This window comes from Kitasatospora sp. NPDC041917 (assembly GCF_055589745.1).
In genome coordinates this window covers 43,063-63,374 of sequence record NZ_JBVJBI010000005.1, presented here as the reverse complement: position 1 = coordinate 63,374, position 20,312 = coordinate 43,063, and the positions used below count along the sequence as shown (strand labels likewise).

The 20,312-nt window shown below is 72.3% G+C and carries 16 protein-coding genes and 2 pseudogenes; 9 read left to right on the top strand and 9 right to left on the bottom strand.

Features of this window, described 5'->3' with window-relative positions; translation table 11 throughout:
• Positions 1-98: 98 nt before the first annotated feature.
• The gene (locus ACZ6EM_RS07745) at positions 99-1,562 is read left to right on the top strand and encodes an aminopeptidase P family protein (protein ID WP_465771971.1); all 1,464 of its coding nucleotides are present in this window, start codon (positions 99-101) and stop codon (positions 1,560-1,562) included.
• Positions 1,563-1,651: 89 nt separating this feature from the next.
• Here the strand turns inward: ACZ6EM_RS07745 and ACZ6EM_RS07740 are convergent, their stop codons facing one another.
• The 3 genes from ACZ6EM_RS07740 to paaK all read right to left on the bottom strand — a co-directional run bounded on the left by ACZ6EM_RS07740 (position 1,652) and on the right by paaK (position 5,358).
• Positions 1,652-3,058: a pyridoxal phosphate-dependent aminotransferase gene (locus ACZ6EM_RS07740; RefSeq protein WP_465771970.1), complete on the bottom strand. Its 1,407-nt coding sequence runs from the start codon at positions 3,056-3,058 to the stop codon at positions 1,652-1,654.
• Between the two features lie 179 nt (positions 3,059-3,237).
• The gene (locus tag ACZ6EM_RS07735) at positions 3,238-3,909 is read right to left on the bottom strand and encodes a class I SAM-dependent methyltransferase (protein ID WP_380631234.1); all 672 of its coding nucleotides are present in this window, start codon (positions 3,907-3,909) and stop codon (positions 3,238-3,240) included.
• A gap of 114 nt (positions 3,910-4,023) precedes the next feature.
• Positions 4,024-5,358, bottom strand: a complete 1,335-nt coding sequence (gene paaK / locus ACZ6EM_RS07730) for a phenylacetate--CoA ligase PaaK (protein WP_401048783.1) — start codon at positions 5,356-5,358, stop codon at positions 4,024-4,026.
• A gap of 284 nt (positions 5,359-5,642) precedes the next feature.
• On the opposite strand from paaK, the gene ACZ6EM_RS07725 reads away from it, so the two are divergent.
• The 3 genes from ACZ6EM_RS07725 (at position 5,643) to ACZ6EM_RS07715 (ending at position 9,151) form a co-directional block, all read left to right on the top strand.
• Complete coding sequence (locus ACZ6EM_RS07725) at positions 5,643-7,307, top strand: hypothetical protein (RefSeq protein WP_465771969.1); 1,665 nt, start codon at positions 5,643-5,645, stop codon at positions 7,305-7,307.
• A 38-nt stretch (positions 7,308-7,345) separates the two neighbouring features.
• A complete protein-coding gene (locus tag ACZ6EM_RS07720; protein ID WP_465771968.1) occupies positions 7,346-7,741 on the top strand; it encodes a hypothetical protein in 396 nt (131 codons plus the stop codon).
• 246 nt (positions 7,742-7,987) lie between these two features.
• Complete coding sequence (locus tag ACZ6EM_RS07715; protein ID WP_359899623.1) at positions 7,988-9,151, top strand: ROK family protein; 1,164 nt, start codon at positions 7,988-7,990, stop codon at positions 9,149-9,151.
• Positions 9,152-9,255: 104 nt separating this feature from the next.
• Here the strand turns inward: ACZ6EM_RS07715 and ACZ6EM_RS07710 are convergent, their stop codons facing one another.
• The 3 genes from ACZ6EM_RS07710 to ACZ6EM_RS07700 form a co-directional block, all read right to left on the bottom strand.
• Positions 9,256-9,378, bottom strand: a complete 123-nt coding sequence (locus ACZ6EM_RS07710) for a hypothetical protein (RefSeq protein ID WP_465771967.1) — start codon at positions 9,376-9,378, stop codon at positions 9,256-9,258.
• On the bottom strand, positions 9,375-9,668 hold the full coding sequence (locus tag ACZ6EM_RS07705) for a hypothetical protein (RefSeq protein ID WP_465771966.1): 294 nt from the start codon (positions 9,666-9,668) through the stop codon (positions 9,375-9,377). The genes ACZ6EM_RS07710 and ACZ6EM_RS07705 overlap by 4 nt, the downstream gene beginning before the upstream one ends.
• A gap of 115 nt (positions 9,669-9,783) precedes the next feature.
• Positions 9,784-10,557 carry a GntR family transcriptional regulator gene (locus tag ACZ6EM_RS07700; RefSeq protein ID WP_401055141.1) on the bottom strand — a complete coding sequence of 258 codons (774 nt, stop codon included), beginning with the start codon at positions 10,555-10,557 and terminating at the stop codon, positions 9,784-9,786.
• Between the two features lie 360 nt (positions 10,558-10,917).
• Between ACZ6EM_RS07700 and ACZ6EM_RS07695 the strand changes: the two genes are divergently transcribed.
• Entirely contained in the window at positions 10,918-11,715 is a 798-nt protein-coding gene (locus ACZ6EM_RS07695; RefSeq protein ID WP_465772109.1) for an exodeoxyribonuclease III, read from the top strand.
• A gap of 220 nt (positions 11,716-11,935) precedes the next feature.
• Here ACZ6EM_RS07695 and ACZ6EM_RS07690 read toward each other — a convergent pair whose 3' ends face one another.
• Entirely contained in the window at positions 11,936-12,355 is a 420-nt protein-coding gene (locus ACZ6EM_RS07690; RefSeq protein WP_465771965.1) for a hypothetical protein, read from the bottom strand.
• Between the two features lie 21 nt (positions 12,356-12,376).
• Between ACZ6EM_RS07690 and ACZ6EM_RS07685 the strand changes: the two genes are divergently transcribed.
• Positions 12,377-12,601 carry a hypothetical protein gene (locus ACZ6EM_RS07685; RefSeq protein ID WP_465771964.1) on the top strand — a complete coding sequence of 75 codons (225 nt, stop codon included), beginning with the start codon at positions 12,377-12,379 and terminating at the stop codon, positions 12,599-12,601.
• Here the strand turns inward: ACZ6EM_RS07685 and ACZ6EM_RS07680 are convergent.
• Positions 12,517-12,796 (bottom strand): annotated as a pseudogene (locus ACZ6EM_RS07680) (transposase); the annotation flags it as partial. The gene ACZ6EM_RS07685 and the pseudogene ACZ6EM_RS07680 sit on opposite strands and share 85 nt — an antisense overlap.
• Positions 12,797-13,112: 316 nt before the next feature.
• On the opposite strand from ACZ6EM_RS07680, the gene ACZ6EM_RS07675 reads away from it, so the two are divergent.
• Together ACZ6EM_RS07675 and ACZ6EM_RS07670 are read left to right on the top strand one after the other, a co-directional pair.
• Complete coding sequence (locus ACZ6EM_RS07675; protein WP_465771963.1) at positions 13,113-15,728, top strand: SpoIIE family protein phosphatase; 2,616 nt, start codon at positions 13,113-13,115, stop codon at positions 15,726-15,728.
• 263 nt (positions 15,729-15,991) lie between these two features.
• Positions 15,992-16,117, top strand: a pseudogene (locus ACZ6EM_RS07670) (M20 family peptidase); the annotation flags it as partial.
• 65 nt (positions 16,118-16,182) lie between these two features.
• On the opposite strand, the gene ACZ6EM_RS07665 reads toward ACZ6EM_RS07670, so the two are convergent.
• Positions 16,183-17,271, bottom strand: a complete 1,089-nt coding sequence (locus ACZ6EM_RS07665; protein ID WP_465771962.1) for an aldose epimerase family protein — start codon at positions 17,269-17,271, stop codon at positions 16,183-16,185.
• Positions 17,272-17,803: 532 nt separating this feature from the next.
• Between ACZ6EM_RS07665 and ACZ6EM_RS07660 the strand changes: the two genes are divergently transcribed.
• Positions 17,804-20,266 (top strand): RICIN domain-containing protein, encoded by a 2,463-nt coding sequence (locus ACZ6EM_RS07660; protein WP_465771961.1) that lies wholly within the window; start codon positions 17,804-17,806, stop codon positions 20,264-20,266.
• Positions 20,267-20,312: the final 46 nt, after the last annotated feature.

Sequence of the window (20,312 nt, the reverse complement as noted above, 5' to 3'; positions counted from 1 at the left end):
CACCCGGCACTGTTCGATATACCGTACGGGACGCACACCGACGGACGGGGAAGCGTAGCGAAGCACCGCGCTTCCCTCACCCTCACCAGGAGACCTCAGTGACCGAGCCCGCCGAGCCCGCCGAGACCACCGAGCCCGCCGAGACCATCAAGTACCGGAAGAACGGCCTGACCCGCGGGGTCACGGACGAGCTCGCGGAGAGCATGACGCAGGGCTGGGCCGACACCGAGCGCACCGCCCTGGAGCCCGTCCCCCAGGCCGCACACACCGCCCGCCGCCGCGCGGAGCTGTCCGCCGCCTTCCCCGGCGAGCTGCTGGTGGTCCCGGCCGGCAACCCCAAGGTCCGGGCCAACGACACCGACTACCCGTTCCGCCCCTCCTCCGACTACGCCTACCTGACCGGCGACCAGTCCCAGGACGGCGTCCTGGTGCTCACCCCGACCGGCGCCGGCGGCCACGAGGCCGTGCTCTACCTGCGCGACCGCTCCCGCGTCGACAACGGCGAGTTCTGGCTGGACGGCCACGGCGAGCTGTGGGACGGCCGCCGCAACAGCCTGACCGAGAGCGAGCGGCTGTTCGGCCTGCCCTGCCGGGACGTGCGCGCCGTCCGCGCGGACCTGCGCGCCGCCACCGGCCCGGCGCGGGTGCTGCGCCGCCACGACGCGGGCGTGGAGGAGGCCCTCGCGGACCGGGCGGTCGCCGAGCGGGACGAGGAGTTCGAGGTCTTCCTGTCCGGGCTGCGCCTGGTCAAGGACGCGTTCGAGATCGAGGAGCTGCGCTTCGCCTGCGCCGCCACCGCCCGCGGCTTCGAGGACGTGGTGCGCGTCCTCGGCACCGACACCGAGACCGCCGAGCGGCTGATCGAGGGCACCTTCTTCGTCCGGGCCCGGGTCGAGGGCAACGACGTGGGCTACAGCACCATCGCCGCGGCCGGCCCGCACGCGACCACCCTGCACTGGGTGCGCAACAGCGGGCACGCCCGGCCCGGCGACCTGCTGCTGCTCGACGCGGGCGTGGAGACCAACCACCTCTACACCGCCGACGTCACCCGCACCCTGCCGGTCAGCGGCCGCTTCACCGAGCTGCAGCGCAAGGTCTACGACGCCGTGTACGCGGCCCAGGAGGCCGGCATCGCGGCCGTGCGGCCGGGCGGGCAGTTCCGCGACTTCCACCGTGCCGCCCAGCGCGAACTCGCCGAGCACCTCACCTCCTGGGGCCTGTTCGGCGACCTGAGCGCGGACAAGGTGTACGAGCTGGGCCTGCACCGCCGCTTCACCCTGGCCGGCACCGGGCACATGCTGGGCATCGACGTCCACGACTGCGCCCACTCCCGCACCGAGGAGCACGTCGACGGCCCGCTCGTGGCGGGCATGGTGCTCACCGTCGAGCCGGGCATCTACTTCCAGGAGAACGACCTGACGGTGCCGGAGGAGTACCGGGGCATCGGGGTGCGGATCGAGGACGACATCCTCGTCACCGAGGACGGCAACGAGAACCTCTCCGCCGGCCTCCCGCGCCGCTCCGACGAGGTCGAGGCCTGGTTGGCCCGCCTGCGCGGCTGAGTCACTGGACGGCTGAAACAGCTGAAGCGGCACCGGGCGCGCCCGGTGCCGCACAGCCACGGCCCCAGCCACGGCTACGGCTACGTCGGCTACTTCAGCTGCGCCAGCGCCTCGGCGAGCCGCCGCACCGCGGCCTCGACGTCCTCGGGCATCCGGCTGGTGAAGCAGAGCCGGAAGAAGCCCGGCTCCGCGTTGTGCATGGTCCCGCCGGGCAGCAGGGAGACCTCGGTGGGCTTGGCGGCGAGGTAGCGGAACAGCCACTCCTCGTTCGGATCGAGCCCGTCCGGCCCGATGGCCGGCAGCCCGTTGACGTGCTCGCCGGGCGCGCGCTTGCCGAGGTACCTGCTGAGGTCGAGCCAGAAGAACATCGCGGCGTTGTCGCCGTCCCGGTGGACGTACTCGATCCCGGCGGCGTCCAGGGCGGCCTTGGTCCTGCGGAAGCTCGTGCTCAGGAGCGTGCGGTACTCGCGCATCGCGTACGCCGGGTACGGCTCCCCCTCGACGGTGGTCCTGAGCAGTTCCCCGACGACGTAGGTCTTCAGCGAGTCGAACGGGGTGAACCAGGGCAGTGCGCGGGTCTGCTCGGCCGGGTCGTCGCTGCCGAGCATGGCGCGGTGCACGGCCTCGTTCTTCGAGACGACGAATCCCGTGCGGAAGCCGGACAACCCGAAGTCCTTGGCGAAGCCCCAGACCACGTGGATCCGGTCGGTATGCCCCTGGTACGCCTCCAGGGCCATCGCGCTGGTGAACGGCGTCGTACCGGTGTCGAGTTGGGAATGACAGTAGATCTCGTCCGAGATGATGTGAAGATCGGTGTGTGCGAGCGCCCAGTCGTAGATCTCGTCGAGCAGTTCCTTGGGGTAGTTGACACCCAACGGGTTGTGCGGATTGGTGAGGACGAGCAGCCGCGGGTTGTGCCCCGCCTCCTTCCGCGCCTCGTAGGCGTTCACGATCAGGTTGAGGGTGAGACGGTAGCGGTCCTCGCCGTGGGTGGGCAGGTGCACCGGGACGCACTTCAGCTTGGGCCGTTCCTGGAACGACCAGTTGAAGCCCTGCCAGTACGGCGCCGGGATCAGCACCTCGTCCCCCGGCTTGAGCGGCTCGCCGCCCGTCCCCTGCCGCCGCATGAGCCCGAAGGCGATGCACTCCAGCGCGGAGGAGACCCCGGCGCAGCCGAACACGTCGTCCATCGCGACCGTACGGCCGAACGCCCGGGTGAGCAGGTCCGCCACCTGCTGACGCAGCCACGGTATGCCGACCGGGGCCATGTACTTGATGTTCGCCTCGGGGATCAGCCGGACCTTGTCGAAGACGTCCCGCTGCATCGAGTGGTGGTACAGCAGGACGTTCTCCGCGACGGACAGGTCGATCGCGGTGTCCGGTGCCAGGTGCTGGTGGTAGAAGGCGAGGGCCTGCTCGAAGTCGGGCAGGCCGGCGTGCAGGTCGGCGACCGCCTGGGGCGGGCCGAGCCTGAGTCCGTTCACGGTGGTGGTCATGGTGGTCCCCTGTCGGGTGAGCGGGTCCGGCGGTGCGCCGGAACGGTGCCGAACGACACCGGACGATGCCGGACGATGCCGTTCGCACACGCATCGCTCCCAGCCGACCATGCCCCGGAACCGGCCGCCAGCGCTCGGCGGCCGTCCGGACGGCGCCCCTGCCGCCACACCCTCGACCGTCAGCCGAGCCGCCACACCGTCGTGGTCTTGACCGCGGTGTCCTCCAGGTCCGCGACCACCGGCACCTGGTAGGCCGCCACCGCGGTGAACCGCTCGCGGGGCAGGTAGGCCCGGCCCGGGTCGCCGACGACCACGGTCGCGCCGCGCGCCGCGGCCCGCTCCAGGAAGGGCAGGAAGCGGGCGGCCATGGCCCGTTCGTAGAAGACGTCGCCCGCGAGCACCACCTCGGCGGGACCGCCGTCGCCGTCCACCAGGTCCACCAGGGCGCCGTCCACCCGCACCCCGTTGGCCTCGGCGTTCAGCCCGATCGCGGCCACCGCGTAGGCGTCGATCTCGGCGGCGCGCACGTCCGTGGCCCCGCGCAGCGCGGCGGCCACCCCGACCAGCCCGGAGCCGGCCGCGACGTCCAACACCGTACGGCCGGCGACCAGTTCGGGGTGGTCCAGCACGTAGCGGGCGACCGCCACCCCGCCCGCCCAGGCGAAGGCCCAGAACGGCGGCGGCAGCCCGTCCTCCCCGCGCGCCCGCTCGGTGGTCTCCCACAGGGCGATGGCGTCCTCGGCCATGTGCAGGCTGATCTCGGGCACGAAGGGGACGGGCTTCAGCTCGGTCTCCCGCCGGACGAAGGCGAGGTCCTCGGCGGGCTGAAGAGTGCGCAGCTCACTCGGCATGCCCCGCAGCATAGAGCCCGCGCGGGGTGCCCGCGCACGCCCGCGCGCCCGCACGACGGGACGACGGCAGGGCTGCGGGGCCGCCGGGCGCCGGGCGCCGGGCGCCGGGCGGGTTCACCCGCGCTCGTCCACCACCCGCTTGATCTTCCCGACCGAGCGCTCCAGCGTGTACGGGTCCACCACCTCGGCCGCGACGGTGATCCCCACCCCGTCCTTCACCGCGCGGACGATCGCCGCCCGCGCCGCCGCCCGCTGTTCGTCGGAGGCCTCCGGCCGGGCCTCCACCCGGACGGTCATGTGGTCCAGCCGCCCCTGCCGGCCGAGCCGCAGCTGGAAGTGCGGCGCGACGCCCGGGGTGCGCAGCAGGATCTCCTCGATCTGGGTCGGGAAGACGTTCACCCCGCGCAGGATGATCATGTCGTCACTGCGCCCGGTGACCTTCTCCATCCGGCGGAAGGCCGGCCGCGCGGTGCCGGGCAGCAGCCGGCTGAGGTCGCGGGTGCGGTAGCGGATGATCGGCAGGGCCTCCTTGGTGAGCGAGGTGAAGACCAGTTCGCCGCCCTCCCCCTCCGGCAGCACCTCGTCGGTGAACGGGTCGACGATCTCCGGGTAGAAGTGGTCCTCCCAGATGTGCAGCCCGTCCTTGGTCTCCACGCACTCCTGGGCGATGCCGGGGCCGACCACCTCGGAGAGGCCGTAGATGTCGACGGCGTGCAGGTCGAGCCGTTCCTCGATCTCGCGCCGCATCTCCTCCGTCCAGGGCTCGGCCCCGAAGATGCCGACCCGCAGCGAGGTGCCGCGCGGGTCGACGCCCTGCTTCTCGAACTCGTCCAGGAGGGTCAGCAGGTAGGACGGGGTGACCATGATGATCTCGGGTTCGAAGTCCAGGATCAGCCGCACCTGGCGGGCCGTCATGCCGCCGGAGGCCGGGATGACGGTGCAGCCGGCCCGCTCGGCGCCGTAGTGGGCGCCGAGGCCGCCGGTGAACAGCCCGTAGCCGTAGGCGATGTGCACCTTGTCGCCGGGCCGGCCGCCGGCCGCGCGGATCGAGCGGGCGACCACGTCGGCCCACATGGAGAGGTCGTTGTCGGTGTAGCCGACCACGGTCGGCAGCCCGGTGGTGCCGCTGGAGGCGTGGATCCGGCGGACCTGCTCCATCGGGACGGCGAACATGCCGAAGGGGTAGCCCTCGCGCAGGTCGGCCTTGGTGGTGAAGGGGAAGCGGGCGAGGTCGTCCAGGGTGCGGCAGTCCTCGGGGCGGACCCCGGCGGCGTCGAACTTGCGGCGGTAGAGCTCGACGTTGTCGTACGCGTGCCGCAGGGTGGCCCGCAGCCGGGTGAGCTGGTGGGCGCGCAGCTCGTCCGGGGTCATCCGCTCACCGGCGTCCAGGAGCTCCGGCGGGATCGGCTCCCCGAGGTGTCGGTGCGGGACGGGTGCGGTGCCGGTCATCGTCGCTCCTTCGCTGCTCGGCCGGAGTTCCCCTGCCAGGGGTACCGACCGATCGTTCGGTCAGCCCTGTTCGCTCCATTGATCCAGTACCCGAACCACCTGTCAAGGGATCGCACGAGGCTTCCGGAATGTGAAGTTCCGACCACTTCGAGGTGACTTCACCTCGACAGCTTGGCTGTCCGATATGAAAATCATTACAGAAGTTTGACTTGCGACCGGCCTTCACCGCCCCGCCCCCATGGTTCAGTAGTGCGGTTTCCGCCCCGCACCCCGGAGTGATCACCGTGCCCACGACTCCCGCCCTGGTCAGCGCGCTGCGCGAACTCGGCGACCGACCCGCCGTCGTCGCCGACGGGCGCGCGATCAGCGGCATCGGCCTGCTGCTCGGCGTCTCCCCGCCGGGCGGCCTGCCCCGCGCCCTCGCCCGGCGCGTCGCCGAGCACGCCGCACTCCCACCCTCCGCCGCCCGGGCCGCCGAACAGCGGCTGCGCTACTGGGCCGGCGTCCTCGGCACGCCCCCGATCCGGCACACCGTGCTCCACCCCGTGACCGACCTCGCCGTCGACCTCGCCCTCGCCACCCTCCTGGCCGGCGGCACCGTCCACTGCGGCGACCCCGACCAGCGGCCCGACCAGCAGCTCCGGGCCGTCGCCGCCGCCCGGACCACCCACCTCAGCCTGCCCTCCGCCCTGCTCTGGCCCCTCAGCCGGCAACCCGACCTCACCGCCCACGACCTCGGCGCGCTGCGCCTGGTCCTGCACGTCGGCCCCGAACCCCGACAGGAGGACGTCTACACCGCCGTCGACGCCCTCGGGGCCGTCCTCGCCCACGTCCGCGCCCCCGCCAGCAACGCCGAGGCCGCCGACCGCCGGCTGCGCGCCGACGCCGAGAACGCCACGGCCGCCGCATGGAAGCACAGCATCGGCATCACCGCCGCGCAGGTCCGCGACTTCGGCGCCCAGCTCGACCGGGCCGTACTCGCCGCACTGCTGCACACCCTCCAGCAGAGCGGCGTGCTCACCGACCCCGCCCGCGGCCACCCCGAGGCCGAAGTGCTCGCCGCGGCCATGGTCACCCCCGCCCAGCGCCCCCGCGTCGCCCGCTGGCTGGACGCCCTCGCCCGGAACGGCCTGATCACCCGCCAGGACGGCGGCGCCCAGGGCCCGGTCTTCCGCGGCCGGCCCGGCCCGGCCGCCGCCGAGGTCCGCGACACCTGGCGCCCGGCCGTCGAGACCTGGGCCGACGGGCTCGGTCCGGCCGCCGCCCTCACCCGGGTCCGGCGCGACGCCCTGCGGCTGCCCCGGGTGATCACCGGCCAGGAGGCCCCCCGGCCGGCCGCCACCCCGGTCCGCCGGGCCGCCGCCCTCGGCTACCTCGGCGCCGCCCTCGGCGCGCTGGTGCGCGGCACCGCCGAAGCCCACCAGGGGCCCGGGCCGCTGCGCGTGCTCGAACTCGACCCCGAGGGCGGCGAACCCGCCGTCGCCCGCGCCCTCGCCGCCGCCACTCGGCCCCGGCACGCCGTCGAGCACCACGCCGTTCCCGACGGCGGGCGCTACGACGTCGTCGTCGCCACGGTGACAGCGGCTCCGGCTTTTGCTCCGGCTTTTGCTCCGGCTCCGACGGTTGCTTCGGCTTCGGCTCCGACGGTTGCTTCGGCTCCGGCTCCGGCTCCGACCGTGGCCGCCACCGTGGCCGGAGAACCGGACCAGGAGGTGACGGCCCTGGTCCGGCTGCTCTCCCCCGGCGGCCGGCTGCTGCTGCTCGCGCCCACCGCCGAACAGCTCGACCTGCTGATCACCGGCGACGCCCACGGCCCCACCGCCCGCCCGGCGGAGCACTGGCGGGCCGCACTGACCGCCGCGGGCTGCCCGACCGTGCTGACCCTGCCGGAGGACGAGCACCCGATGGCACTGCTGGGGCAGCGGCTGTTCGCGGCCCGGGTGGACTGACGGACGCCCGGGGGTGCGGCTGGCTACTCTCAAGGGTCATGACCACTTCCGCGCCTCCGGCCCGACCCGCCCGCGGGTCCATCGGCTCCCTCCGCTCGATCGGCTCCATCGTGTCCGTCCGGTCGATCGGCTCGATCGGGTCGGTGCTGTCGACCGGCTCGATCGGATCCGTCCTCTCCCTCGGCTCGATCGGCTCGGTGTTGTCCATCGGCTCGATCGGGTCGGTGCTGTCCATCGGCTCGATCGGGTCGGTGCTGTCCATCGGCTCGATCGGATCCGTCCTCTCCCTCGGCTCGATCGGCTCGGCCTGCTCCACCCTCAGTGTCCTGTCGGCCGGCTCCCGGCGCGGCCTCGGCTCGCTGCTGTCGGAGCGTTCCCTCCCGTCGGTGCTGTCCCGGCGGCTCGCCCACCCGCCCACCGTGGCCGAGCGGTGAAGTCCGGATCACGCACCGCCACCCGATCCGTACCATTTCGATACCGAAGCCTGGATGAGCTGCGAGGATCCTCGCCGCCCGGCTCCGTCCCCGGGTAGGCTCCGCATGTCCTCCGGCCCTCGCGCAGGCGGCCCCCTGCCGCCGTGCCGCGTTCTCCGGGGGTGCACCCCCGCGGGCCACTCGGTGGGCACCGCGCACTCGACACCGCGCGCCAGGGCAGTCGCGCGAACGGCGAAGGGCATCGCATTGGCGGATCGGCTCACCGGAGGAGACTCCTCGCTGCTGCGGCGGATCAACGCGGCGGTCACGCTCCGGGCGCTGCGCAACGGCCACTCCGTGACCCTCACTCAGCTCGTCGGCGAGACCGGGCTCTCCCGCCCGACCGTCGAGGGCGTGATCGAGGGTCTGGTCGAGACCGGGCTGGTCGCCGAGGTGGAGCAGCCGCGGGAGGAGGGCCAGCCGGGCCCCGGCCGCCGCGGCCGCCCGGCCCGCTGGTTCCGTTTCCGCGCCGAGGCCGGGCACATCCTCGGCATCGAGATCGGCGTGCACGACATCCGGGTCATCCTGGCCGACCTCACCGGCGAGGTGGTGGGCAGTCACTTCAAGCCGGTCGACGAGACCCTCGACGCCGAGGACCGGCTCGCCGCCGTCCGCACCGCCGTCGCCGAGGTGCTGCGCAAGGCCGGCATCTCCCGGGACAACCTGTGGTCGGTCGGCATCGGCACCCCCGGCATCGTGGACCGCGAGGGCACCGTCCAGCTGGGCACCGCGATGCCCGGCTGGACCGGGCTCGACCTCGGGGCCCGGCTGCGGCGCTCCTTCCGCTGCCCGGTCCTGATCGAGAACGACGCCAACCTGGCCGCCATCGCCGAGCACTGGCAGGGGGCGGCGGTCGGCGCCGACGACGTCGTCTTCGTGATGGCCGGCCTCAGCCCCGGCGCCGGCTCCCTCATCGGTGGCAGGCTGCACCGCGGGTTCGGCGGCGCGGCCGGCGAGATCGGCGCCCTGCACCTGCTCGGCCAGGAGGTCACCCCCGAGCGGCTGCTGTCCACCACCGGAAAACCCCTCAACCCGCTGGACGAGGCCGCCGTGGCCCGCGTGCTGCGGCTGGCCCGGGAGGGCGACGAGGTCGCCAAGGTCGCCATGGACCGCTTCCTCACCCGCCTCGTCCAGGGCGTCGCCGCGCTGGTCCTCGCCATCGACCCGCAGCTGGTGGTGATCGGCGGCTGGGCGGCCGGCCTCGACGGGGTCCTGGACCCGCTGCGCGAACGCCTGTCCCAGTTCACCCTGCGCGCCCCGGAGGTCGCCCTGGCGGCCCTCGGTTCGGAGGTGGTGGCGATGGGCGCCCTGCGCGTCGCCCTGGACCACGTCGAGGAGCAGCTCTTCGCGGTGGACCCGCCCCGGGCCTGACGTCGGGCGCGGTGCGGGGCCGGCCCGGGGGCTGGGGGGCCGAGGGGCTGGGGGGCCGGGGGCCGGGGGCTGGGGGCTGGGCTGTCATCGGAACCACTCCGCCGTCACGGCGCGTAGTCCGGGTCGGTCAGGTCGAGGGTGAGGGTGGTTCCCCAGTCGTTGACGAAGTGCGCCGGCGGCCAGTCGACGGACACCCGGAGGAAGGGGTTGCCCTGGGTCGACGTCACCACCCACACCAGCCGACGCCGCCCGTCGAGCCGGGCGAGGCAGCCCTCGTCGCCCGTGCCCCCCGCTGGCCGCAGCAGACGAACCCCCGCCCGTCCGGCAGCTCGGCCTCGCCGTCCACGTCGATCTCGTGCTCGTACTTGGGCTCCCCGACCTCGAACGGCTCGCCCAGCTCCAGGTGCAGCGAGCCGGGCCCGTCGAAGAACACCTCCCGCACCGTTCCGTCCGCCCTGAACAGCCCGCCGTACGCCGGTATCTCCGACTTCGCCCACAGCTCCACGACCAGGTTCACGACCCCGTCCTCCCCCTCCGCGCTGCCGGAGCCTCCGATGCTGTGCCGGCCAACGGCAAAGGCCCGGACGCCAGTTGGCGTCCGGGCCTCGACCTGAGGGTGTTCGGAAGATGGTTCAGGAGGCGGTGCGGACCCCGGCCGTCGCACCGACCGGGGTGACCTCGACGAGTCCGGCCTCGCCGAAGGTCAGCTTGCAGGTGTCCGCCCGGTAGGTGGCGACGCCCAGCGCCACCAGCCGGCCGGCCGCGGCGTACTGGGTGGTCATGACCAGGACCGGGGCGCCGGGCGGGCGCTCCAGCAGGGCGGCCTGCTCGGCCTCGGCGACGCCCAGCTCGACCGAGCGGGACTCGCCGTCCACCTCCAGGCGCTCCAGCTGGCGCAGCACCGAACGGGCGCGGTCGCTCTCGGCGCGGAAGCCCGGCAGGTGCGGCAGGGCGGCGGCCGGAACGTGCAGCGCCTCGGTGGCCACCGCGCGGCCCTCCACCAGGCGGACCCGGCGCACGGTGTGCACGGTGGCGCCCTCGGCGATGCCCAGGCCCTTGGCCAGCTGCGCGGAGGCGGGGGCGGTGGTGCAGTCGAGCGTCCGCCAGGACTGGCTGCGCGCGGCGCCGGGCCAGCCCTCCTCCTGCCGGTTGACCGGGACGCCGACCCGCGGGGCGGCGATCAGGGTGCCGATCCCCCGGCGGCGCACCAGGCGGCCCTCCAGCTCCAGCTGGTCGAGCGCCTGCCGCAGCGTGGCCCGGGCGACGCCGAAGCGGGCCGAGAGCTCGCGCTCGTTGGGCAGCACCTGACCGATGGAGAACTCCGAGTCGATGGCCCGCAGCAGCACCGTGCGCAGGTGCCAGTACTTCGGCTCCGGCACCGCAGAAAGCTGTCCTGTCGTCCCCACCGCGTCCTCCACCCTGATGCTGTCCGCCCTGAGACAAGGAGGGCGGATCCCGGGCCCACCGTCCGCAGTTGCGGCAGGTGGGAGAGCGGGCCTTTATCCGTCCTTCTTTATTAAAGGTCCTTGCAGTAAGTGACCCTAGGCGCTCCGTCCGAAGATGGTCAAGACCAATGGCGCGGCTTGATGGGACTGTCGCACATCTTCATGCCGCGTTCACGACAGGTCCTGTCAGTCACTGCCACCATCCACCTCCATCGGAATCTCGGAGTCCACACCCCGCGGAGCCGGCCACCCGGCCATCGGCCCCGCGCGTCACGATTCGGGTCGGGAACGACCAGTCGGTAGGCTGCCCGGGTGATCGTGGTGACGAGTGTGAACGTGAACGGAATCCGGGCAGCGGCCAGGAAGGGCTTCGTCGAATGGCTGGCCGGCACCGAGGCCGACGTGGTCTGCCTACAGGAGGTGCGCTCCGAACCCGAGCAGCTGCCCGCCGAGCTGCGCGACCTCGACGGCTGGCACGCGGTCTGGGCCCCGGCCGCCACCAAGGGCCGGGCCGGCGTCGCCATCCTCACCCGCGAGAAGCCGCAGCGCACGGTGATCGGATTCGGCTCCGAGGAATTCGACGATTCGGGCAGGTACGTCGAAATCGACCTCCCCGGCCTGACCGTCGCCAGCCTCTACCTCCCCTCCGGTGAAGTCGGCACCGAACGCCAGGACGAGAAGGAACGCTTCATGGCGGAATTCCTCGTCCACCTCACCGCCCTGCGCACCCGCGCCGCCGCCGACGGCCGCGAGGTCGTCGTCTGCGGCGACTGGAACATCGCCCACCGGCCCGAGGACCTCAAGAACTGGAAGGCCAACCAGAAGTCCGCCGGCTTCCTCCCCGAAGAGCGCGCCTGGCTCTCCCACGTCTACGACGAGGCCGGCTACGTCGACGTCGTCCGCGCCCTCCACCCCGACCGCACCGGCCCCTACTCCTGGTGGTCCTACCGCGGCCGCGCCTTCGACAACGACTCCGGCTGGAGGATTGACCTAAGTGTTTGTACAAAAGGCCTCGCCGACAGGGCCGTCGAGGCCTACGTCGAACGCGCCGCATCCCACGCCGAACGATGGAGCGACCACGCGCCAGTCACCGTAAAGTTCGACTTCGGCCATAACTGACCTGCAGTCACATACACTCGATCAGCGGCCGGCGGTCGATTAGGCCCCTTGCCCCCTAGCCAAGGGGTTAACCTATTGTCGAAGGCCGAGACCTCCGGATGTGCGACACGCCAGGACCACCGGCCCGGGGAGGCGACCGGTGGTCCTGCCACGACGTGCCCGGTTTCCCCACCTACGGCACGGGCAGCCGGCGCCGCGGTAAACGACACCCCGTGAGCGTTCAGCCCTGCTCCGAACGGAAGGCCGCCCAGATCTCGTTCAGCCTCAGGACTGCCTGGCCGAAATCCAGTTCGGTGTTGTAGAGGACGGGCACGTCGAACTCCCGCCAGGCCGCCATGTCTCGATAGACGATGTCCAGCGTCTTCGAGGAGAGCCGCCAGCGCCCGGATCGGGTGACGTTGCGGGCTTTCAGCACCTCGAAGGCGGGCCGTAGAACGACCAGGCACACAGGTAGGTCTCCGAACTTAGCCGCAACGGCTGGGCCGAGCGCCTCGACATCGCCAGACCGCTGATCCAACCGTCCCTGTGCGCGATCAAACGCCTCCAGGCCGCCGACGGAACCTCCCTCGGGCTGTTCCGCCCCGCGCGCATCGACTCTTTCCGCCTCGCTGACGCCAGCCCCTGGACCGCTGAGCAGCACGGCATCGTCAACCAGACCGACATGTTGAACCCCGACCACCGGCCCCTCGAATGGGTTCCCTACGAGTTCCGCTACCGCTTCCGCTGTGACGACGACGCCTGCCGGGGCCACGACATGGGCCTGCACGACTGGGAAGCCGGCCAGTCGTGGCGCAAGATCCGCTCGACGGCCGGGGCCCAGGCCGAAGCCGGGACCAGGAGCACAGCGGCGTGGATGGCATCGGTGATGGTCATCCCGACCGAGTAGGACAGCCATCGGCCGCGCGGCGAGCCAGTTGAGGAATTTTTAGGTGCCGCCGCCGGAGTCCGTGCGGATCAGGGTTCGGCGTCCGCGCCGGTGCTTCTTCGGGAGCTGGGCCAGGGCCAGGCGGGCTGTTTCGATGTGGTCGACGGCGGTGTTACTGCCCGCGCTGCCCGGCCTCAGCAGGCCGGTGACCGTTTGCAGATCGACGAGCTGGCGAAGCTCGTGGTCGCGGAGAACGGCAACCCTCGGTCCTGTCCCGGCCAGGGCGCCTTGCAGGCATCCTTACCGGGACGGGTGTGTGCGCCGCCCAGGGCAAGATACCGCCGGTCCGGGGCGCCTGCATCACGTTGGTTTCCGGCTGGCTCGGCCTTGATCATCGGTGTAGATATGGTGTATGCGGTGGTTTAACAGCCGGTTCGCTGCGCTCTCACATGCCCGGCGCCGGGCTGCGGGGCCCTCCGATTCATCGGGCGATGACCGGGATCGGGGGCAAGCCGGGCAGCGGCGGCGGTCGATGTTCAATCCGCGCAGTGTCGCGGGCCGGGTGTTCGTGCTGCAGCTGGTGGTGGTGCTGCTACTGGTCGTGGCCGCCGCGCTGGAGCTGGTGGTGCAGGCGCACGGCGACATCAACGAGAAGGCCCGGAGCCGGGCGATGGGTGTCGCCCAGACCTTCGCCACCTCGGCGGGGGTCGCGCCCGCGCTGGCTACCGGCAACCCGTCGGCGATCCTTCAGCCCAAAGCCGAGGCGGCATCGCAGGCCCTGGGCGACACGGGCATCCAGGTCATCAACGCGCAGTACGTCCGGGTGGCCGACCGCTATTCGTACCGGGTCGGTACCACGCTGGAGCCCGGCATCGTGCCCACGCTGTCCCGCGACCATCCGAACTTCGCCAAGGTCACCACCAGCGCGGGCGGAGAGCAGGTGGTCGCCCGGGTTCCGGTGTACGACAACGGCACGTTCGTCGGATGGGTGGCCGCCAGCACCCACATCAGCGACATCAACGGTGTCATCGGCCAGCGCGTGCGCATCCTGTTCGCCGGGGCCGCCGGTGCTCTGGTGGTGTCCGTGCTGGGGACGGCCCTGATCAGCCGCAAGCTCAACCGGCAGACCCGGGGCCTGGGACCGGCCGAGATGACCCGGATGTACGAGCACCACGACGCGGTGCTGCACGCGGTGCGCGAGGGTGTCGTGATCGTCGACGGCGAAGACCGGGTGGTGCTCGCCAACGACGAGGCGCGGCACCTGCTGGAGCTGCCCCCGGACTGCGAGGGCCGCCCGGTGGCGGAACTGGGTCTGGAAGGGCCGGTGGCTGCACTGCTGGCCGGCGGCAGCGTGGCCAGCGACGAGGTGGTCGCGGCCGGGGAGCGGCTGCTGGCGGTGAACATCCGGACCACCGACGACGTCGGCGGTCCGCCCGGCAGCGTGGCGACCCTACGCGACACCACCGAACTGCGCGCTCTGTCGGGACGGGCGGAGAAGGCACGCGGTCGCCTGCGTCTGGTGCACGAGGCCGGCACGAGCATCGGGACGACCCTGGACGTGACCCGCACCGCCCAGGAGCTCACCGAGGCGGTGGTACCCCGGTTCGCCGACTTCGTCACCGTCGACCTGGCCCCCGGAGTCGTGTCGGGCGACGAGCCCACCGAGCGTGACTACCACGAGGTGGTCCGCGTCGCGATCAGCGGCATCCGCGACGACGCACCCTTCTACCAGCTCGGCCGCACCACCGACTTCGGCCCGGCCACCCCCCAGGGCTGGAGCCTGGGCACCGGACAGTCCAGGCTCGAACCCCGCCTCGCCGACGCCACCGCATGGCAGGAGCACGACCCGCCCGCCACCCGCGCCCTGATGGACTACGGCGTGCACTCGATGATCGCGGCCCCGCTGCTGGCCCGCGGCATCCTGCTCGGGGTCGCCGAGTTCTGGCGTGCGGACACCTCGGCGCCCTTCGAGGAGGACGACCGCTCGGTGGCCGAGGACCTGACCGCGCACGCCGCCCTGTGCATCGACAACGCCCGTCGGTACACCCGCGAGCACACCCTCGCCACCAGCCTCCAACGCCGCCTGCTGCCCGGCGACCTGCTCCCGCAGTCCGCCCTGGAGGTCGCCCACCGCTACCTGCCCGCCCAGGCGGGCGCCGGCGGCGACTGGTACGACGCGATCCCGCTGCCCGGCACGCGGGTCGCCCTGGTCGTCGGTGATGTCGTCGGACACGGGATCCACGCCGCTGCCACGATGGGCCGCCTGCGCACCGCCGTCCACAACTTCTCCAGCCTCGACATCCCTCCGGACGAACTCCTCGCCCACCTCGACGAACTCGTCCAGCGCATCGACCAGGAAACCGCCGACCCCGAGGACACCATCACCGGCGCCACCTGCCTGTACGCCATCTATGACCCCACCACCGGAACCTGCACCATGGCCACCGCTGGCCATCCGCCGCCCGTCGTCGTCCACCCCGATGGCACGGCCCACTACCCCGAAATCCCACCAGGCCACCCCCTCGGCCTGACCGCTCTGCCCTACGAGACCACCCAGTTCGACCTGCCGCCGGGCAGCCTCCTGGTCCTCTACACCGACGGCCTCGTCGAAAGCCCCGACCACGACATCGACACCGGCCTGCACCTGCTCCGCGAAACCCTCGCCCACCCTGGTCGCAGCCCCGAACAGACCTGCGCCGCCGTCCTGCGCCGCCTGCCGCCAGCCCACCAGCGCGACGACATCGCCCTGCTCGTCGCCCGCACCCGCACCCTCACCCCCGACAACATCGCCCAGTGGGACGTGCCCCAGGATCCCGCCGCCGTCGCGCCCGTCCGTGCCGCGGTCAATGACCAACTCGACGCCTGGGGCATCGACAAACAGGCATTCGCCACCGAACTCATCCTCAGCGAACTGGTCACCAACGCCATCCGCTACGGCGCCCCGCCCATCCACCTACGCATGATCCGCGACACCTCCCTCATCTGCGAAGTCTCCGACGGCACCAGCACCGCACCCCACCTGCGCTACGCCGCCACCACCGACGAAGGCGGACGCGGACTCTTCCTCGTCGCCCAGCTCGCCAACCGCTGGGGAACCCGCTACACCGAAACCGGCAAGATCATCTGGAGTGAACAGGCACTCGCTTAACCCTGAACCGGGGTCTGGTCCGTTCGATCCTTCGCACTGACCGGCGGGCTTGACGGCGTCGTCCGACTCTGGCACCTCGACTGGGAACTCGAAGACAAGATCCTATGACGCGTCTTCAGGTGGCATCGAGTGCTGCGGCGCCGAAGCACGGCCGACCCGCTTCGCTCACCCCGCCCCTGCCGAAAACCTCATCCAGGGCTTGTGACCTGCGCGTTCTCATGAGTGACCACGGGTGCCCGGGTAAGGCGCTCAGCCTCCTCCCAGGCGAGCAGGCAGTCGGCGACAGCGCCCACGCCCAAGGCGAATTCATCTACCCCGACACCGTCCCCACACAGACAGCCCTGGTCGCGGGGCTGCTGGGACGACTGGCCGAACCCCTGCACGGCTGAGCGGCCGCCTCCCGCCGGCGGCAGGAGTACGGGGGTCGTCCCCGTTCGTCCTTGGCGCAGCGCCGCTACTCGGCCGAGAAGCGGTACACCGTCCTCGACCGGTAGTTCTCTCCCGGGCGCAGCAGGGTGGAGGGGTAGTCGGGCCGGTTGGGCGAGTCCGGGAAGTGCTGGGTCTCCAGGGCGATGCCCGCATATTTGGTGTATCGGCGGCCGGAGCGGCCGGTCAGGGAGCCGTCGAAGTGGTTCCCGGTGTAGACCTGGAGTCCCGGCTCGGTGGTCAGGCACTCGACGCGTCGGCCGCTCGCCGGGTGGCTGAGCAGGGCGGCCCGCCGCAGGCCGGTGCCGTCGAGCACCCAGGTGTGGTCGAATCCGCGTCCGGCCGCCAGGATCTGGGGGTGCTCCGCGGTGACGCAGGTGCCGATCCTGCGGGCGCTGCGGAGGTCGAACGGAGTGCCGGCGACCGGCTCGACCGGGCCGAGCGGTATCAGGTCCCCGTCCACCGGGAGGTAGCCGGCCGCGTCGACGCGGAGCTGGTGGTCGAGCACCGTTCCGCGGCCCTCGCCGGCCAGGTTGACGTAGGCGTGGTTGGTGAGGTTGACGACCGTCGGGGCGTCCGTGAACGCCTGGTAGGTGATCGAGAGTTCGCCGTCGGGACCGAGCAGGTACGTCACCTCGGCGGTGACGGTGCCCGGGAACCCATGGTCCCCGGCGGGGCTGCGCAGGCGCAGCCGGACGCCGACGTGCCCGTCTTTCCGTACCGGTACGCCGGCCCAGAGGCGGGTGGCGAAACCGTCCGGGCCGCCGTGCAGGGTGTGACCGGTGGGCTGGGTCGCCAGCCGGTACGTCGTGCCGTCCAGAGGAAGCACGCCGCCGGCGATCCGGTTGGCGTAGCGGCCGACCGTCGCGCCGAGGTAGGCGGCGTCCCCGAGCAGGTCCCCGACACGGTCGCAGCCGAGGACGACGTTCGCCGGCCGTCCGTCCCGGTCCGGTGCGTGCAGGGCCTGGAGGCGGGCGCCCAGGCTGAGCACCTCCGCCGTCACCCCGGCCCGGGAGCCGAACGTCCAGCGGGTGACGGGCCGGCCGTCCGGCATGGCCGCGGCGGCCTCCTGGGACACCATCGGGTCACCGGTGGAGACGAGTACGTCTCTGGACACGGGGCTGCTCTCCGTTCGGCAGTGTGTGGAAAGGGGCGCGGAAACGGGACGATGCCCGTCGTGCGGACGGGGGCCGCACGTACTGCCGCGGCATTGGCGGCCCCCTTTCCCGTGTTGTGCGAATCCGTGTGTTCACGTTCGGTCATGATGCTTCCCGCACCGTCGAATCCGACGGATTGCCGTTCGCCTTCGGTCACAATCCCTCGGCGACGTAGCGGGTCCGCCCACCGTGAGCTGCTGAAACGGCAGCCGTCGGCGCCTGGATGTTGACGTCCCGCCACTTCCGCCCGTATGGCGGGCGCCCGAGGACGCGCCGACCGACCACACGCCGCAGTGCTCCCCTTGACATGAATGAACAGGACTCCGACACTCTCCCACACAAGTTGTTTGCGTCAACATCGCGGACGTGAAACGGCAGTCGACCGGCCGCGATCCGTCGTCGGACGCCCCACGCGCGCGGCACGTCCTCCGGTCTCCGGGGGCGCGCCGTGTCTCTGCCTGCCCTCTTTCCCCCGCCCCTCACGGAGGACCGATGCCCCCACATCACCGACCGGCCGTCAGACGGCGCTCCCGCCACAGGCTCGGCGCGGCCCTCGTCGCCGCTGCGACCCTCGCCCTGGGCGGCCTGGCCGCCCCGCCGGCCGGAGCCAGCACGGCCGAGGCGGCCGCGCACGTCACCGTCCGGCTGGACCCCAGCTACCAACAGCAGCCGTTCCAGGGCTGGGGCACCTCGCTCGCCTGGTTCGCCAACGTCACCGGCGGCTGGCCCGACAGCGAGCGCGACCAGCTCGCCGACGCCCTGTACGGCGCCGACGGCCTGGGCTTCACCGTCGCCCGCTACAACATCGGCGGCGGGGACAGCCCCGAGACCAAGCCGTACATGCGGCCCGGCGCCGCCGTGCCGGGCTACTGGAACCGGCCGGCCCGGTTCGGGCCGCCGGCGAGCGGCACGGCCGGCTGGACCGAGCCCGCGAACTGGTGGGACCCGAACGACCCGGACCACTGGAACCCGCAGGCCGACGCCAACCAGCGCTGGTGGCTGAGCGCCGCGAAGGCGCGCGGGGCCGACACCTTCGAGGCCTTCTCCAACTCCGCGCCCTACTTCATGACCAACAGCGGGCTGGTCTCCGGGGCTTCGACGGGAGCCTGGGACGACAACCTCCGCTCCGACCAGTACGACCGCTTCGCCGCCTACCTGGCCGGCTCGCTGAAGCTGGCCCAGGCCGGAACCGGCGTCACCTTCGACTCCGTCGAACCGGTGAACGAGCCCACCTCCACGGGCTGGCTGGCCGGCAACGGGCAGGAGGGTTCGAGCTGGTCCACCGCCTCCCAGGCGCACATCGTGGACAGCCTGCACGACGCGCTCGCCAAGACCGGCCTGAGCACCCCGATCGCCGCAATGGACGAGGGCACTCCGGACGGAATGAGCTACGACTGGTCCGCCTACCCGGCCACCACCCGGGCGGCCGTGACCAGGCTGAACGCCCACACCTACGGCGGCAGCAACTGGGGCACGGCCCGCGACGTCGCCAAGGGCGCCGGCAAGCCGCTGTGGATGTCCGAGGTCGACACCGGCGGCTACGTGCCGCAGAGCTTCACCGACATGCGGCCGGCGCTGAGCTTCTCCGGACTGATCAACGACGGCTTCCGGTACCTGGAGCCCGGATCCTGGGTCATGTGGCAGGCCGTCGAGGACTACGCGAACATGACCCCGGCTCACGAGAACTCCAACTGGGGCCTGATCCAGGTCGACCTGAGGTCCGCCGACCCGGCCAACGAGCCGATCCGCAAGAACAAGAAGTACTGGGCGATGGCCAACTACAGCCGGTTCATCCGGCCCGGCGCCCGGGTCATCGGCACCGACTCCTCGAACACGCTCGCCGCGCTTCGGCCCGGCGGCACCGGGGCGGTGGCGGTGTACACCAACTCCACCGGCGCGGCCCAGACCGTCACGCTCGACCTGGCGGGCTTCCAGAACGTCGACACCTCCGTACCGGTGCAGCAGTACACCACCGACGCGGCCCGGAACGTCGAGCGCGGCGCGGACCTCACCGCCACCGCGGCGAAGACGCTCACCGCGCAGGTCGGCCCGGGCTCGGTGACCACCTTCGTCCTGCCCGGCGCCACCGGCGTCAGCACCACGGCCGCGACCGCGCCGACCGGCACGACCCGCCAGCTGGTCAGCGACAACAGCGGCATGGCCCTCGCGGCCGACGCCGCCCAGAGCAGCCCGGTCCAGCGCGTCCTCAACCCGGCCGACCCGGCGCAGCGGTGGACCTTCACCAAGGCCGCCGGCGGCTGGGACAGCACGGCGACGTACGGCATCACCAATGCCAGGACCGGCCGGGCCCTCTCGGCGGCGGCCACCACCACTGTGAGCCTCGCCGCACCGGACGGTTCGACCGCGCAGCAGTGGATGCTCTCCACCACCGGCAACGGCCACGTGACCCTGGTCAACAAGGCCACCGGGCTCCTGCTGGACGTCGCGGGCGCCTCGAAGAGCGACGGGGCGCCGGCCGACGTCTGGCAGGCGACCGGGGCGGCGAACCAGTCCTGGACCCTTCCCGGCGCCGCCCCGGATTCCTGGACGTCACTGACCGCGCGTCACAGCGGCAAGTGCGCCGACGTTCCGGGCGCCTCCACCACCCCCGCGACGCCGGTGGTGCAGTACACCTGCGGCGGCACCGCCGACCAGCAGTGGTCGCTGCGGCCCGGCCGCCCCGGCTACGTGACCGTGGTGTCGCGCAGCAGCGGGCAGTGCCTGGACGTCGCGGGCGTCTCGACCGCCGACGGCGCACCGGCCGACCAGTACCCGTGCAGCGGCGCCGACAACCAGCAGTGGTCGGTGCGCGACATGGGCGGCGGCTACGTCACGCTGGTGGCCCGGCACAGCGGCAAGTGCCTGGACGTGGCGAACGTCTCGACGGCCGACGGGGCCGCGATGGAGCAGTGGACGTGCAGCGGGAGTCCGAACCAGCAGTTCCGGATCGGCTGAGCACGGCCGCATGACGAAGCGGGTGTCGCCCGGTCGGGGCGGCACC